The sequence below is a fragment of the Rhabdobacter roseus genome (genome assembly GCF_014202275.1).
Lineage (GTDB): Bacteria > Bacteroidota > Bacteroidia > Cytophagales > Spirosomataceae > Rhabdobacter > Rhabdobacter roseus.
This window is the reverse complement of sequence record NZ_JACHGF010000020.1, coordinates 1-15,076: the sequence shown is the minus strand read 5'-3', so window position 1 is coordinate 15,076 and position 15,076 is coordinate 1. Positions and strand designations below refer to the sequence as shown.

Sequence of the window (15,076 nt, the reverse complement as noted above, 5' to 3'; positions counted from 1 at the left end):
CTAGTAGTACCGAGGTCGGCCCAGGGGGATGGTGCTGATGAGCGTCAGGCAGAAAATATCCGGGTTGAACGGCGTCGTAACCAGGTACTCGGCCTGTACCTTCAACTCCCGAAAGGCCACCCCTACGCGCGGTACGAGGGTCAAGAACACGTCACGGTCTTTGCGGCGCAGGTAGTACACGGCGTCGGTCTGGTTGTGGCGTGCTTCCAACTCACCAATGTAGGTGGCCCCCACACCAAAGCCCAGGTAGGGGCGCACCCGCTTGTAGCCTCCGGCGCCCAGGTAGTAGTCGGCGAACAGCACCCCGTAGGGCGTAAATTTGCCCTGTAAGGTACTATTCGATTCCGCGTCGTCGAACTTGGGACGAAAAACGCCCCCCAGCTGCAAGCCCAGATTGAGCCGCTCGGAAACAATGTAGTGGGGTGCGGCAAAGACCTGCCAGCTAAGGCGTGTATTGGCCAGAAACAACGGCTGCACCGCGTAGGCCCGGCTCGCCTTGGACACACCCCCACCTACCCCCACATCTAGGTAGAAGCGGCGTTCGTCTTCGTAGGGACGCTCGTAGCGCTGGGCGGCCGTAGGGTACTTTATGAGTAGTAAAAATAAGTTGAGTAGTAGCAGGTGTTTCAGCATAGTGCATAAGGATTGTTTATAATCAACAAGTTATAACATCCTATACGCTTTTGCAAAAACCATGCCCAATCCAGGTACCTATTGCCCCGCCGTGTAGTACAGCCGCAGGCGAAGCCGGTCGGTGGCGTGCTGCGCATCGCCCAGCGCTACGCCACGTACTTGTGAGCCGTCGTCGGTACCTACCGTAATCAGCAAACCCTTGTTTTCCAGGCTCCCGTCCAGCACGCTGATGAAGTAGTTGGTGAGGTCGAAGGTGTAGCCGTCTACCAGCGTCAGGGCCGTCAGATCCACCCGGTAAGTCGCCGACACCGTAGTTCCCGTAAAATCCTGCAAATTTCCCACTACTTGGTTGCTACGGTTAAGTACCTGTAGCGTAAGTGTAGTGGGCGGCGGCGTGTGGTCGCGCAGGCTTTTGCGTACGGGCTGTACATCTAAGAAAACGCGGTTGAGGGCCATGTACTGTTCGATGTGCCTGAGCTGCTGGAGGTAGGGTATTTCGAGCTTCGTCCGCAGGCCCACGCCCAGTTGCACCAGCGTTTCGTGGCCGGTAGCGCGGCTGGGTACTTCGTCGCCTTTTCGGGCCAGGGAATACAGCGCCCCCCACGACCCCGCCGCGTACCGCAGGGCGTTGAATTGCGTATTGCCCGTTCGTATCGATAAGTCGGCTTGGTAGGGCTCGCGGGTTGATTCGTCGCGGTAGTAGAGCCGCACAAACGACTGTGTGGCGTCGAAGCTCAGGATCGCCGCCTGGTCGGTGGCCTCGGGTACCAGCGTCAGGCCGTAGTTCCAGCCGTTGATCATTTCTTCCGAGAGCGACGTATAGTTTCTAAAAAACTCCAGCAGCTGCTGGCCCAGCACGTCCGGCAGGCGGAACGTAAGCAGGCTATCGCGGGAAGGGCGCGCCCGGAAGGTTTTCTGCGCCAAAGGCGGTGGGTTATAGGCCAGCGCCGACAGGTGGCTGTAAACACGGAGGTAGTTGGGTAGTACCGAAAGCGCGTGTACGCGCAGCGTCTGGCTTTGGGTTGTATCGCCAAAAGTCCCGGCGTACTTCAGGAACAACACCAGCGAGTCGAACTGAACGCGCTGGGCCGTGGAAGGAACAGAAGGCGCATTGAGCTGAAAGTACCCCTGCGCCTCCATGATTCCTCCCTGGCTGGGGGTGGCCCTCCCGGCCAGGATCGTACCACTGGCCGACGTCACTACCGAGTCCAGGTATACGGTAGCCGTACGGATGGTGAGCGTGTCTATTTCGCGCGTGTAGATGAGCTGATCGGCGTCAATCGGCAGCGCTATACCCAAGTCTCCCTCCTGGCAGGAGCACAAGAAGGTACTTAGCAGGCACAAAAGGGTACCTACAACCGCGGCGCAGCGTTTTTTGTTTTTTTGCATAAAAAAGAAAGATAAAAAAGGTACTTACAGCGCCCCCAGGCTGTCGAGCTCCGGGAGCGAAAGGGTGGGTGGGAATCGTCCCGCCCGCATTTTAGTCAGTACGAGCTCCCCTACCCGCTGCGCTTGTTGCCGCGTAGCAAAGCTCCGCTGCCCCGGCACCACCGGAATGGTGGGCTGGTCGATCACCACCCGTCCCTCCTGCCGGATCAGGTACCCCCAGCCCGAAGCCGTGGGCTGCACCTCCAGCGTGAAGGTACTTTTTCGGGAAAAAACCATCCGGGTACCTACGGCGATCAGAAGTACCCCTACGAGTACCCATCCCCAACGCCCTGGCTTTTTTATGTTACTCCTGGGCCACATCCGGAACAAACGCCCAAATGTCGTCGTAGCGCGCCAGGCCGCTGGAGCCCGTCATGACGTAGCCCTGCTGGCCAAGGCTCCAGCCCACGGCATAGATGCGGCTCGCGCCCTCAAAGGACGAAGCGCTGCTCCAGGTTTCGTCGGACGGATCGTAGGCCCATACCGACAGGTTGTTGACGCCCGACGCAAAGTACCCCTTGCCGCCGATCGAAAAGCCCACGCCGTAGGATCGCGCCGCCGTCGTTTCGTCAAAATTTGTTTTTTCGGTCCACTCGTCGGTGGTGGGGTTGTACTCCCAAAAGTCGGACTGGTCGAGGCCGTTGTTGTTGCCCGTCCCGACGTAGCCCTTCCCGTTGATCACAAAAGCCGCCGCGCCCAGGCGCTTGGCCCCCCCGATGCTCGTAATCTTGGACCAGGCGTCGGTGGCGGGGTGGTAGGCCCAGAAGTCTTTGAGGTAGCTGCCGTCGTAGCCCGTCCCCACGTAGCCCACGTTACCGATCGCAAAGGCCACGGCGTGGCGACGGGGCGAGCCCTCAAAGTCGGCCTTGCGTGCCCAGGTGTTGGCGGCGGGGTTGTACTCCCAGAGGTCGTTCAGGCGCTCGTCGTTGGCGTCCAGGCCGGTACTGACGTACCCTTTGTCCTGAATGGCAAACCCCACCGCGCCCGTGCGGGCAGGCCCCGTGAAGCTGGCCTTTTGGGTCCAGGTGTTGTTGTCAGGATTGTATTCCCAGAAATCGCTCAGCTTGCGGTTGTCGCTGTCGGCACCCAGGCCCAGGTACCCTCGGTTGCCGATGGCAAAACCCACGGCCGAGTGGCGCGCCACGCCGTCCAGATCGGATTTTTTGACCCAGTCGCCGGTGTTGGTCGTGACATCCTCGCTGGAGCAGGACCAAAGACCAACGGAAAAACATAGAAACAAGAGAAAAGATGGGTACTTCATATGAACCGTTACCACTAATTGTGAGAGAAAAAGACGTTACGTTTTTTAACCGAGCCGGGTACTTTACTCCCCGAGGCTCTGTTTTCTGTTACGTAGGGTCTTTCCAATCTGTGGCAAAAGGCGGAGAAATTTCTTTTTAAAGTACCTCTGAGGGTATCCTATTTTACCCACAAACTATCCGTGAAGTAATGCTTGCAATCAAAGAAATGCTGCTCCACGTGGAAGCCACTGGCGGCCGCAAGTGCGTCGACTTCCTCTAAGGTATACTTCCGCGAAAGCTCGGTTTTGATCAGTTCGTTTTGACGGAAATGCACCGTCAGGTCCAGGGCTTTTACCCGAACCTGCTGCTCCGTTAGGCTCACCAGGGCGCTGCGTACTTCGCCGTTGTAAGGGTTGTAGAAGCAATAAAAGTCAAATTTATCGGGCTCGAAAGTCCCCCCCAACTCGCGGTTGATCCGCCAGAGCAGGTTCAGGTTGAAGGCCCGCGTAATGCCGTGCGGGTCGTCGTAGGCCAGTTGAATGGTACGCGGATTTTTTCGCAAATCGAAACCCGTCAGGAGCTGGTCGCCCGGCTGCATGTACCGGTGAATCAGGCGCAGCAGCGCCAGGGCGGCCTCCGGCTCGTAGTTGCCGATGTTACCTCCCAAAAACAGAAACAGGCTGGGCTGCTGGCCCAAATCCAGCCGCTCAAGTACCTCAAAGTAGTCGCCCACCTCGGGTTGTACGTCCAGGTCGGGCAGGCTCGTGGCCAGTTTGTGCTGTAGCTGCTGCATGGCCTCCCCCGAAATGTCGATGGGCAGGTACTTTACCTGCGCCGACTGCCCCACCAGGTACTTAAGGAGCTCTTTGGTCTTGAGGCCGTCGCCCGCGCCCAGCTCTACAATCGTGAACGGCCCCGAAAACCGCAAGGCCGCCGCAATGGCCGCCGGGTGCAGGCTCAGGATCTCCATTTCGGAGCGGGTGAGGTAGTACTCGGGCATCTGCATGATGTCCTGAAACAAGCGGCTGCCCGCGTCGTCGTAGAAGTACTTGGACGGAATCGCTTTTTGGGCGGCCAAAAGCCCCCGGCGTACGTCTTCGGCAAAGGGCGACTGTAGGATGGTGGAAGAAGAATGCAAGGTAATGAATGCTGAATGAAGGTGGAGAAATGGTACTTACCGGACCAGCCGGATGCCCGTACACTGCCACTGCAGGTACGGATGGAAGAAATTGCGGTAGGTTGGGCGGCTATGGTGCGGGGAAGTAGCCGTGGAAGCTCCCCGAAGTACCATCTGGTTGATCATAAACTTACCGTTGTACTCACCGATGGCCCCCGGCGCTTTGCTAAACCGCGGGTAGGGCAGGTACGCGCTGTGGGTCCATTCCCAGCGGGTACCCCAGTCGAAGTACCCCGCGCTGGCTTCCCATTCAAACTCCGTCGGCAGCCGCATGCCTTTCCACTCGGCAAAGGCCAGCGCTTCGTAGAAGTTGACGTGGCACAGGATGCTCTCCGGATTTACCTTTTGCAAGCCCCCCAGCGTGTAGTAGTGCCACTCGCCCCCGATCCGGTGCCAGTAGAGCGGCGCTTGGGCCTGGTTCGTATTCACCCACTGCCAGCCTTCGTCCAGCCAGAGGTCGTGGCGCTGGTAGCCGCCGTCGTTCATGAACTCCAGGTACTCCCCGTTGGTCACGAGGGCCTTACTGATTTCAAAGGCCTCCAAAAGTACCCGGTGTCGGCCGCGCTCGTTGTCGTAGTGAAAGCCTTCGCCTTCGTGGCCTATGTCGTAGATTCCCGCCGGGACCGACACGAAGCCCGTTTGTGCATTGGGTACTTCGGTGAGCGAAAAGCCTTCCTGGTATACGGGGAAAATGGGGTTATGCCCCAGGATGTACTTCAGGTCGGTGATGAGGAGCTCCTGGTGCTGCTGCTCGTGATGCAAGCCCAAGGTAATGGTTTCTTCCAGCTCACTTCGGCCTGAGTCTTCTTCCAGCAGCCCCTCCAGCAGAGCCTGCATGGCCTCATCCACGTAGCGTCGGTAGGCGTATACTTCCTCCACGCCGGGGCGCGTGATGTTGCCGCGGTCGGTGCGCAGTACGCGGGTACCTACGTGGTTGTAGTAGCTGTTGAAAAGGTAGCTGAAATCCGGGTGAAACCGCGGGTAGTCGGGCTTGTACGGAGCCAGCACGAATTCTTCAAAAAACCAGGTAGTATGCGCCAGGTGCCACTTGGGCGGGCTGATGAACTCTACCGGCTGGGGTACATAGTCTTCAATCTGCAACGGGGCACACAGGGCTTCGGTATACCGCCTCATGGTTCGGTAGGCTTCGTATAGCTGCGTCGTTGGGGGCAGGATGGCAGGATCCATTTCTTTCCGGTTTAGGATTTAGTTGGTTCAAGAGGTACTAATTGTATGCCAGGCCTTTTTGGTTCGAGGTACCTACTAACAACCCAAAAGCCTCACTGGAAGTTTACAGCGAGGCTTTCTTTGCGGTACCCTACGTTTCTTACCGGAGTTTCAGCGTGACGAGCGTCATGATGGCCAGCATAATACCCAGAATCCAGAAGCGCGTCACGATCTTGGATTCGTGGTAGCCCTCCTTCTGGAAGTGATGGTGCAGCGGCGACATCAGGAAAATCCGCTTCCCTTCGCCGTATTTTCGGCGGGTGTACTTAAAATAGCTGACTTGCAGGATGACGGACAGAAGCTCGGCCAAAAACACCCCGCACAAAATCGGGATCATGAGCTCTTTGCGGATAGCCAGGGCCAGCACGGCGATGACCCCGCCCAGCATGAGACTGCCCGTGTCGCCCATGAAGACTTGGGCCGGGTAGGCATTGTACCACAAAAAGCCTACGCAGGCCCCCACAAAAGCCGCACAGAAGATTACCAGCTCGCCGGAGTTAGGGATATACATGATGTTGAGGTACTGCGAGAACTTGGCGTTGCCCGACAGGTACGCCAGCACTCCCAGCGTAAGGGCAATGATGCCCGAAGTACCCGCCGCCAGGCCGTCGATGCCGTCGGTGATGTTGGCTCCGTTGGAGACAGCCGTAATGATGAAGATCGCGATCAGCGTGTAGATAATCCAGGTGTATTCGTCAGGCAACAGGCCGAACAGCAAGTTGCTGTAATCAAATTCATTGTCTTTAAAGAAAGGCAAGGTGGTGGTGGTGGGGTGCACCACGTCGCGGTAGCGCTGTACTTCGCCCAGCGTGGAGCTCAGCACGGGTTTGTCGTAAATCCGGATCCGGACGTTGTCGTTGAACGAAAGCGTCAGTCCCACAATGAGCCCGAGCCCCACTTGCCCCACAACCTTGAATTTGCCGTGTAAGCCATCTTTATTGTTCTTAAATTTTTTGATGTAATCATCAATAAAGCCAATCAGGCCCGTCCAGACGGCGGTGATCAGCAGCAACACAATGTATACGTTGGTGAGCTTGGCAAAGAGCAACACCGGAATCAGCAGCGAAGCCAGGATGATGAAGCCACCCATGGTAGGGGTACCTTTCTTTTCCATTTGTCCGGCCAGGCCTAAGTCCCGGATGGTTTCCCCTACCTGCTTCCGGTGCAGCAATTCAATAATCCGCTGCCCAAACACCGCCGCAATGAGCAGCGAAAGCGTGGTGGTACCCAACGCCCGGAACGATATGTACTGAAATACCCCGGCACCGGGAAAATTAAACTGCTTGTCGAGGTAGTCGAACAAATAGTAAAGCATGAGTTGGGTCGTTGGGGTTGACTAAATAGAAACGCAAAAATGCTTTTTTTCAAAGCATTTTACGCACATACGGGCCTATTTTTCAAACGTACTTAATGAGACTGATCCTTTTTGAGAAAACGTTCGCGGTGCTCGAACGCCTCCCGAAGTACCTCCCGGTCGTCGAAGTCGTATTTTACACCTTTGATTTCCTGGTAGGTTTCGTGTCCCTTGCCCGCGATGAGGATAATATCGTGCGGCTCGGCCAGCTCCAGCGCCCGGGCAATGGCTTCGCGCCGGTCGGGAAGTACCGTTACTTTCTTGAAATCCAGGGGAGGTACCCCCTGGAGCATCTGGTCCAGGATGAGCTGCGGATCTTCGTGGCGGGGGTTGTCGGAGGTAAGTACCACGCGGTCGCTGTGCCGACAGGCAATGGCCGCCATGCGGGGCCGCTTTTCGGCGTCGCGGTTGCCACCACAACCCACTACGGTGATAATTTGCTCGTTTCCTTCGCGCAGGTGCACAATGGTTTCGAGTACATTCAGCAGGGCGTCGGGCGTGTGGGCGTAGTCCACGATCCCCACCAGGCCCGTGGCCGGTACCAGCTCAAAGCGGCCCGGCGGGCTGCCCAGGCCCGAGAGCTCCGTAAGTACCTCCTCGGGGGCCTCCCCCAGCAGGATGGCGGCCCCGTATACACCCAGCAGGTTATAGGCGTTGAAGCGGCCAATCAGCCGAAACCATACCTCCTGGTTATTGATTTGCATGTGCATGCCCTGGAAGGTTTCCGAGAGCATTTTGCCCCGAAAAGTGGCCATCGTTTGCAGCGAATACGTTTCTACCCGCGCGCGCGTATTCTGCACCATCACGCTGCCACGGCGGTCGTCGATATTCGCCAACGCAAACGCCTGGGGAGGTAGTTGATCAAAAAAACCTTTTTTGGCCGCTATGTAGTGGTCAAAGGTTTTGTGGAAATCCAGGTGATCGTGGCTGATGTTGGTAAAAATACCGCCCGCAAACGTAAGGCCCGTAATCCGCTGCTGCACCACCGCGTGGGAGCTCACCTCCATAAACACGTGCGTACAGCCCCGCTGCCGCATCTCGGCCAAAAGCTGGTTGAGTGTGACGGCGTCCGGGGTAGTATGGGTAGTGGGGATTACCTCGTCCTCAATCTGGTTCTGGACCGTAGACAGCAACCCACAACGGTACCCTAGCCCGCGGAACAGCTGAAAAAGCAGCGTGGCGGTGGAGGTTTTGCCGTTAGTACCCGTCACACCCACCAGCTTGAGGTGGTGCGAAGGGTGATCGTAAAAAGCCGAGGCCAGCAACCCCAGCGCACGGGCCGAATCAAGTACCTGCACGTAGGTGACGTCCGGGCGCGTTAGCGCGGGAAGTTCCTCGCAGAGAATGGTGCGGGCACCCAGCTCGACGGCCGTCTGGATGTAGCGATGCCCGTCGGTTTGGGTACCCCGGAGTGCCACAAACAAGCTGCCGGGGCCCGCCTGGCGCGAGTCCAACGTGAGCTGCCCGATTTCGCGGGCTAAGGTACCTATTACCGCCGCTTCGGGTACCGCCCGCAGCAGTACCTCCAGCTGTTTACTATTTGCTGTATTCATAAACCACTTCGGTCATTCCAGGGTGAGCATTATACTTTTTTTCTCAAGTACCTTCGTGCCCGGCTCCAGCGACTGAGCCACTACTTTCCCGGCTCCTTTGAAGGTTACGCGGAACCCTTTGTTTTCCATCAGGTACAGGGCGTCACGCAGGGCCATGCCGCGCAGGTCAGGTACGTCGGCTTTATCCACCGAGCGGGCGTACCAGGCTACTTTTCCCTTTGGAGCCAGGGTACCTTGCATCCATTCGCTGCCTTCGGGCACGGGCGCGAGGTTCAGCGCGGTGCTGATGGCTTTTAGCTCACTGGCGGGTCCGGCCCACTTTACCGTGCGAACGACCTCCGAGGGTTTTTCTTGGGTAGGTTTGTGCAGGCGAATATCGTAGGCGTAGATGCGATTGGCAACTTCCCGAAACACCGGTGCCGCCACACTTCCCGCGTAGAGCTGCTCCATGCTCGCGCCCCGGGCGTTGCTCACCACCACGATGCAGCTGTACTTGGGCCTCTCGGCCGGGAAGTACCCCACAAAGGACGTATTGAATTTACCATCTTTGGCGTAGCCGCCGTTGATGTTGCGCTGGGCGGTGCCCGTTTTGCCGGCAATGCGGTAGTAGTCGTTTTTGAGGTTCGTGGCGGTTCCGCGTTGCACCACGCCTTCCAGCATACTTTGGGCCAGCCGGGCCGTACGCTCCGAGCAGATGGGCGTCGGGTCCACGTAGGGTTCATAGGTATCAACGACCTCCTCCGAATTCTTGATCTGCTTAACGATCATGGGCCTTACCCAGTAGCCCCCGTTGGCCACGGCGTTGTAAAAGGCCAGTACCTGAATGGGAGACAGGCGCATTTCGTACCCGTACGAGAGGTACGAGAGCGTGGTACCACTCCAGGTTTTGTCGGCACGATCCTTGATGTAGGGGGCGGCCTCGCCTTGCATGTGAATGCCGGTGCGGCTTTTGAGCCGGAACTTTTCCAGGTACTGGAGGTACTTGTCGGGCTGCTTAGCAAAGTACTTCTGCGTGAGCAGGTGGGTACCTATATTCGACGATTTTTCCAATACCTGCCGGGCGGTGATGGTGCCAAAGCCCCCCCGGTGTGCATCCTTGATCACGACGTTACGGTACTTGTGGTTACCATCGCCCGTCGCGCACCACTCCTGGTCGGGGTCCAGGCCGGTTTCTTCCAGCACCGCCATCAGAGTGGCTAGTTTGAAGGTAGAGCCGGGGTCGTTGCCCTCGGCCAGGGCGTAGTTGAGCGCGTCGTGGTAGTCGCCGTCGGAGCCGCGGCTCAGGTTGGAGATGGCCCGGATCTCGCCCGTAGCTACTTCCATCACCACCACGCTACCGTGATCGGCCTGAAACTGCCGCAGGGCCCGCCGAAGGGATACCTCGGCTACATCCTGAAAATTCATGTCCAGGGTAGTATACACATCGTAGCCCGGCTCGGGGCGAATGTTGAGGTCATCCCCAACGGGTATCTTCATGCCATTTTCTATTACCTCCACCAGCCCTACGCCATTTTTCCCCACCAGTTTTTGGTCAAAACTCGCTTCTATGCCCACGGCTCCCTGGCCGGTTTTGGCACTTACGCTCCCAATGGTGCGGTCGGCCATGGGCGTAAAGGGTTTGTCGCGGCGGTAAATCATTTCAAACTTACCCCCTTTGCGCTTATCAAAAAAAGGCCATTTAAGGATTTGCTCGCGGTCCAGGTAGCTGACAGCCTGCTTTTTGAGACGCAGGTAGCGGCGGTTTTCGCTATGGCGGTACTCCAGGATACGTTCCCGGTACCGGGCGGCGGAGTATTCTCCAAAATGAGTCGCCAGCAGGGCCACCAGCCGATCCAGGTTGGCGTTGAAGTAGGTCGTGTCGGCCATTTTGGTATCCAGGCCCACGTAAAAATAGGGTAGTGAGGTAGCCAGCAAGCTGCCGTCGCTCGAATAGATATTGCCCCGCATGGCCCGAATAGTATCCAGCTTGAGGTCGTTCTGCATGGAATATTCGGCCCAGGTTTTTCCTTTGTAGGTATCGTAAAATTGCACCCGGAGGAGCTTGATAAACACCAGTACGGCCATCAGCACCAGCCCAGCTGCCACCAGCCGGGCCCGGGCAATCAGCGCTTCCTTATTGCTTTCTCTTTTATCGGCTTCGCGTCTCATAGGCTTTCGTCGTCATCAGGATTAGCGGGCGGGTACTTTGGCCACGATCTTTTTAGGTGGCACCAGGTTCTCTTCCAGGCCCGTACCTTTTACTTTCCCTATCACCTCCGACTGCTTCCCTCGCTTCATGTACTCGGCCTTGATGGAAGTATATTCGGCCCGCATGTCTTCTACTTCTTTTTTTAGCTCGAGACTTTTGCGTACGTACTGCTCCGACTGGTACCCAATGCGCTCGTAGATGACCAGGAGCAGAATCAACCAGCCAAAGTAGTAGAAGTACTTGACAGGTACCAGCTCATGCTTGCCCGGCTCGTTTTCGCCAAAGACGCGGTCCAGCGGCAGGTAGCGATTCAGCCAATCGAACAGCCGGTACTGACGCCGGGGGCGCGGAGGGGCTGGTTTGGATTTACGTCTGTTTTGGGCCATTGCTTTTCCTATTGATGAAGTGATGGGTTCGTCGATTCTTTTTTTGAAGTCTCGGTGGCTTTTTTTTACTGCGGTTTTTCGGCAATTCGTAGCTTGGCACTGCGCGCGCGCGGATTCCGACCTACCTCCTCCGGAGAGGCCTCGAGGGGCTTGCGGTTTACGGTCCGCAGCGGTTTCAACTCATTTCCGTAAAAATCTTTCTCTACTTCTCCCTCAAATTTCCCCTTGTTGATAAAGTTTTTTACCAGCCGGTCTTCCAGCGAATGGTACGACATCACCACCAGGCGTCCTCCCGGACCAAGTACCTCCGGTACCTGCATCAGAAATTCTTCCAGTACCTTTAGCTCGTCGTTGACCTCGATCCGGAGTGCCTGAAATACCTGCGCAAAGTATTTGTTTTCGCGGTGGCGGGGGGCGTAGCGCAGCAAAATTTCCTTCAGGTCATTCACCGTAGCGATGGGGGCGTTGTGGCGGGCGGCGTAAATGGCTTCGGCCAGCGTACGGGCGTTGGTCACTTCGCCGTAGCGTCCCAGCAGGCGCTGGAGCTCTGCCGCGGGGTAGTCGTTCAGGATCTGCCGGGCGGTAATGTCCGACTGTCGGTTCATGCGCATGTCGAGATCGGCTTCAAAACGCGTCGAAAAGCCCCGCTCGGCCGTGTCAAACTGGTGGGACGATACCCCCAGGTCGGCCAGAATGCCATCTACCTTGTCTACTTTATGTAGTTTCAAGTACCGGCGCAGGTGTCGAAAATTAGCGGGTATGAACGTAAAGCGCGCATCGCCACGCCGGGCTTCGGCGTTGGCGGCGGCATCGGCATCCTGATCAAACGCCAGCAAGCGCCCGGTGGTTAGCTGCTCCAGTATAGCCCACGAGTGCCCACCGCCCCCAAACGTGACGTCCACGTAGGTACCTTCGGGCCGAATGGCCAATCCAGCCAGGCATTCGGGTAGCATAACGGGCGCGTGGTAGCTGTACGAGGTATCCATTCTTTTTAAAGAAACGTAAGTAGGAACTTATTTTTGCCGGGAGGCCGTTACAAACTTAACAATTTTCCAGGGTAGCCAGAGTTATTTTTTATTGAATTACTTTTACCTAAAATTCCCTTTTCTATCCTACTAAACGGAGTATGAAGTACCTTTCGCTTTCGTTCGTGGCCTTTTTAGGGCTGGTTTTCCTGGGCTGTGATTCGGCCCATTCGCCCACCGTCCGGGCGGGCGAATGGCGGGCTACGCTGGCTCGGGATGGCCACATGCTGCCTTTCCTGCTGGACATCCAGCCTAATCCGGACGGAAAAACCTACCGCGTACACGCGCTCAATGGCTCCGAACGCATCCAAATGGACACCGCCTACCTGGAAAATGATTCGCTGCATATTCCGATGCAGCTGTTTGAGTCGGACCTGGTGGCCAAAATAGAGGGCGATCAGTTGTTGGGTGTTTGGAAAAGGACCCGACTCGGAAAGCTGATAGGTACCTTGCCGTTTGAGGCGCGGCACGGCCAAAACTACCTGTTTGTAGAAGATACCACTGCGACGGCGCAGCCGGTAGCCGGCAAGTGGGCCACGGTATTCCGGGACGAAGCAACGCAGGATTCGACGCTGGCGGTTGGGATTTTTGAGCAGCAGGGACCCTCCCTGAAGGGTACTTTCCTAACCCCTACCGGCGACTATAGGTACCTGGCGGGTAACGTAAAAGGCGACAGCGTGCTGCTTTCTTGCTTCGATGGCTCGCACATTTTTCTTTTTAAAGCGGCACTCCAGCCAGACGGTACTCTGAAGGGCGGCTTTTGGGCGGGTATCTCCGGCTACGAAAGCTGGACCGCCCGCCCTGATCCTGCCGCAGAGCTACCCGACGCTAACGCCCTTACCTACCTGAAGCCGGGCTACGAAACCATGTCTTTTTCTTTCCCTAATGCCGAGGGGCAGCCCGTTTCGCTACGCGATGCACGCTTTCAGAATAAAGTCGTGGTGCTGCAAATCATGGGCTCGTGGTGTCCCAACTGCATGGACGAAACCAATTTTCTGGCTCCCTGGTACCTTCAAAACCGGGACCGGGGCGTGGAGATCGTTGGCCTGGCCTTTGAACGCTCCGACAAGCTGGAAGACTCCGCTCCCAAGCTCCGCCGCATGACCGAGCGCTTCGGGATTGAGTACCCGGTACTGCTGGCCGGGCTCAGCGACAAGCAGGCCGCCGCCGCTTCGCTGCCCATGCTCAACCACGTCATGTCGTTTCCTACTACCATCATTCTGGACAAGCGGGGCAAGGTACGTCGAATCCATACCGGGTTTTCCGGCCCCGGCACCGGCCACTACTACGACGACTTCGTGGAAGAATTTAACCGACTGATTGATAAGTTGGTGAGTGAGTGACAGATGGTTTTCTTGCTTTGGATAGCTATAAATGAAGCTGTTAAGGAGATGCTTGTGCGAATAGGTCACTCATTTTCTAAATGTATTGCTCCGGTGCCAAGCTAATGCCTCTATCGACGGAAAGAAATCTTTATCCAAGGGCAACAGTATTGTTTTACCTTCTATTTTGCTAAAACTATATTCACTCGCGGTGTTCTCTTTGAAGCTCTCGGAGAGAATAACTTCATAATTATCATCAACCGCAATTAGTCCTCTATCAAAAGCCCTATGGAGATTAGGGCAAAGTGCAATTCCATTGATCAGGCTATTGTCAAAACTATGAGAGAAAGGTATAATGTGGCAGGCGTCTACCATCGTAATAGCAAAAGGAGCCGAAACTCGTATTCCTGAGATACAACAAGTTTCATCATAGAGCTTAACTATTTCTCTTCTAAAAATGGCTCCTCGGTTATAAATCTCAACTTGATAGGTTTCAGGATTGAGATGTGCTTTAAGGTTTAGCAGTTTTGCTTTGTAGCTTCCCGGCATCTCTTTCATCTCATTTTTCAGATCATGAATGTAGCTATCGTATAAGCCACTGGGATTTTCTAGGTGATTTTTTGGAAAATATGTTTTTAAAAGTACCCCTTTGAGAATATCCCTGCTATCGTTGTTAAGCAGCAAAAACGCAAGATTTTGATCAATTTCAGCATAGCAGACTGCGGTGCTCAAATTACCAAAGCTACGCATGGAGCCAGCATTCTCAATCCACAGCTCACAACCTACATTTGGAATTAATCTCCACCAACTACCTTTTTCACCAGTTAAATGGAAAAACGGCAGAGCAAATTTCTGATCGTGCTCAGAAGTAACTAGCTTATTCCAGTAAACTGAAAAAGAGTGGGTTAATTCGGGAGTTATAAAAATTCTATTGTCTTGGATCCTACCTTGTTTATACTCATGAAGAATGGCTAAGAGTAAGATTGGTTTGTGTGGAGCACCGCCTTTTTTTCTATCGCGGTGGAGATTCGCAAAAGCGAATGAAAAGTAGTCTATTAGTGAAGGGTTTTCAGGTACGAATGGCATGAATCTTTACTCAAAATTCTTCTAACAAATTTTAAATTTCATTTTGATGGTATTTACGCAGAAGGGTAGGTTCTGCTTGTTTTTAAATTACAGAACTAGGGATTAGCAACGTACCTTGTACCTTCCAAACCATAATAACGCATTAGAACCTATAAGTTGCTATTTGACTAAATCTATTGTTTTGTAGGCCGTAAATTCAAGAATACAAGGAAGGTAACCTTCGTTTGAGGGAAAGCTTCAAGCGGGAGTACTTTATGAGGTATAGCGATTATTAGGGGAGTAGGAGTTTGGGCGGCCTTTGGGAGGATTTTTCGGTTTGTTCTTAAGCAGAGCGAGCAGCCTTTTGAGGGGCTGCTCGTCTGGTTTGATGGTCTCGTGGCGGCTACCTACTTTTCCGGGGGTTGACCCAGTATCATCGGCGGTGCGGGGCTTAACTTCTCTGTTCGGGATGGGAAG

Annotated in this window: 13 protein-coding genes and 1 rRNA gene; 1 reads left to right on the top strand and 13 read right to left on the bottom strand. The window is 55.4% G+C overall.

Going from position 1 to position 15,076, the window contains the following annotated elements; all coding sequences use genetic code 11:
- The 11 genes from HNQ92_RS27875 to rsmH all read right to left on the bottom strand — a co-directional run bounded on the left by HNQ92_RS27875 (position 1) and on the right by rsmH (position 12,173).
- The gene (locus HNQ92_RS27875; RefSeq protein ID WP_184179920.1) at positions 1 to 633 is read right to left on the bottom strand and encodes a hypothetical protein; all 633 of its coding nucleotides are present in this window, start codon (positions 631 to 633) and stop codon (positions 1 to 3) included.
- 78 nt (positions 634 to 711) lie between these two features.
- Complete coding sequence (locus tag HNQ92_RS27870; RefSeq protein ID WP_184179917.1) at positions 712 to 2,022, bottom strand: DUF4270 family protein; 1,311 nt, start codon at positions 2,020 to 2,022, stop codon at positions 712 to 714.
- Between the two features lie 24 nt (positions 2,023 to 2,046).
- Positions 2,047 to 2,382, bottom strand: a complete 336-nt coding sequence (locus HNQ92_RS27865) for a DUF4907 domain-containing protein (protein ID WP_184179914.1) — start codon at positions 2,380 to 2,382, stop codon at positions 2,047 to 2,049.
- On the bottom strand, positions 2,366 to 3,301 hold the full coding sequence (locus HNQ92_RS27860; RefSeq protein ID WP_246440967.1) for a Kelch repeat-containing protein: 936 nt from the start codon (positions 3,299 to 3,301) through the stop codon (positions 2,366 to 2,368). Before HNQ92_RS27860 ends, HNQ92_RS27865 begins: the two co-directional genes overlap by 17 nt.
- A gap of 179 nt (positions 3,302 to 3,480) precedes the next feature.
- Positions 3,481 to 4,440, bottom strand: coding sequence for an L-histidine N(alpha)-methyltransferase (gene egtD / locus HNQ92_RS27855; protein WP_184179910.1), 960 nt, complete (start codon positions 4,438 to 4,440; stop codon positions 3,481 to 3,483).
- Between the two features lie 36 nt (positions 4,441 to 4,476).
- A complete protein-coding gene (egtB, locus tag HNQ92_RS27850) occupies positions 4,477 to 5,667 on the bottom strand; it encodes an ergothioneine biosynthesis protein EgtB (RefSeq protein ID WP_184179907.1) in 1,191 nt (396 codons plus the stop codon).
- Positions 5,668 to 5,806: 139 nt separating this feature from the next.
- The gene (mraY, locus tag HNQ92_RS27845; RefSeq protein ID WP_184179904.1) at positions 5,807 to 7,021 is read right to left on the bottom strand and encodes a phospho-N-acetylmuramoyl-pentapeptide-transferase; all 1,215 of its coding nucleotides are present in this window, start codon (positions 7,019 to 7,021) and stop codon (positions 5,807 to 5,809) included.
- A gap of 92 nt (positions 7,022 to 7,113) precedes the next feature.
- Positions 7,114 to 8,613 carry a UDP-N-acetylmuramoyl-L-alanyl-D-glutamate--2,6-diaminopimelate ligase gene (locus HNQ92_RS27840; RefSeq protein WP_184179901.1) on the bottom strand — a complete coding sequence of 500 codons (1,500 nt, stop codon included), beginning with the start codon at positions 8,611 to 8,613 and terminating at the stop codon, positions 7,114 to 7,116.
- A gap of 12 nt (positions 8,614 to 8,625) precedes the next feature.
- Positions 8,626 to 10,761 (bottom strand): penicillin-binding protein, encoded by a 2,136-nt coding sequence (locus HNQ92_RS27835; RefSeq protein WP_184179898.1) that lies wholly within the window; start codon positions 10,759 to 10,761, stop codon positions 8,626 to 8,628.
- A 21-nt stretch (positions 10,762 to 10,782) separates the two neighbouring features.
- A complete protein-coding gene (locus tag HNQ92_RS27830; protein WP_184179895.1) occupies positions 10,783 to 11,187 on the bottom strand; it encodes an FtsL-like putative cell division protein in 405 nt (134 codons plus the stop codon).
- Positions 11,188 to 11,252: 65 nt separating this feature from the next.
- On the bottom strand, positions 11,253 to 12,173 hold the full coding sequence (gene rsmH, locus HNQ92_RS27825; RefSeq protein ID WP_184179893.1) for a 16S rRNA (cytosine(1402)-N(4))-methyltransferase RsmH: 921 nt from the start codon (positions 12,171 to 12,173) through the stop codon (positions 11,253 to 11,255).
- A 140-nt stretch (positions 12,174 to 12,313) separates the two neighbouring features.
- Here rsmH and HNQ92_RS27820 point away from each other — a divergent pair, with 140 nt between their 5' ends.
- Complete coding sequence (locus HNQ92_RS27820; protein WP_184179889.1) at positions 12,314 to 13,555, top strand: peroxiredoxin family protein; 1,242 nt, start codon at positions 12,314 to 12,316, stop codon at positions 13,553 to 13,555.
- Between the two features lie 69 nt (positions 13,556 to 13,624).
- On the opposite strand, the gene HNQ92_RS27815 is transcribed toward HNQ92_RS27820, so the two are convergent.
- Positions 13,625 to 14,620, bottom strand: coding sequence for an HNH endonuclease (locus HNQ92_RS27815; RefSeq protein WP_246440965.1), 996 nt, complete (start codon positions 14,618 to 14,620; stop codon positions 13,625 to 13,627).
- Between the two features lie 373 nt (positions 14,621 to 14,993).
- Positions 14,994 to 15,076: ribosomal RNA gene (gene rrf / locus HNQ92_RS27810) — 5S ribosomal RNA — on the bottom strand; the annotation flags it as partial.

Coding starts and splice junctions, on each gene's coding strand:
- HNQ92_RS27875 (WP_184179920.1), bottom strand. CDS start 633: ATGCTGAAACACCTGCTACTACTCAACTTATTTTTACTACTCATAAAG.
- HNQ92_RS27870 (WP_184179917.1), bottom strand. CDS start 2,022: ATGCAAAAAAACAAAAAACGCTGCGCCGCGGTTGTAGGTACCCTTTTG.
- HNQ92_RS27865 (WP_184179914.1), bottom strand. CDS start 2,382: ATGTGGCCCAGGAGTAACATAAAAAAGCCAGGGCGTTGGGGATGGGTA.
- egtB (WP_184179907.1), bottom strand. CDS start 5,667: ATGGATCCTGCCATCCTGCCCCCAACGACGCAGCTATACGAAGCCTAC.
- mraY (WP_184179904.1), bottom strand. CDS start 7,021: ATGCTTTACTATTTGTTCGACTACCTCGACAAGCAGTTTAATTTTCCC.
- HNQ92_RS27840 (WP_184179901.1), bottom strand. CDS start 8,613: ATGAATACAGCAAATAGTAAACAGCTGGAGGTACTGCTGCGGGCGGTA.
- HNQ92_RS27835 (WP_184179898.1), bottom strand. CDS start 10,761: ATGAGACGCGAAGCCGATAAAAGAGAAAGCAATAAGGAAGCGCTGATT.
- HNQ92_RS27830 (WP_184179895.1), bottom strand. CDS start 11,187: ATGGCCCAAAACAGACGTAAATCCAAACCAGCCCCTCCGCGCCCCCGG.
- rsmH (WP_184179893.1), bottom strand. CDS start 12,173: ATGGATACCTCGTACAGCTACCACGCGCCCGTTATGCTACCCGAATGC.
- HNQ92_RS27820 (WP_184179889.1), top strand. CDS start 12,314: ATGAAGTACCTTTCGCTTTCGTTCGTGGCCTTTTTAGGGCTGGTTTTC.
- HNQ92_RS27815 (WP_246440965.1), bottom strand. CDS start 14,620: ATGCCATTCGTACCTGAAAACCCTTCACTAATAGACTACTTTTCATTC.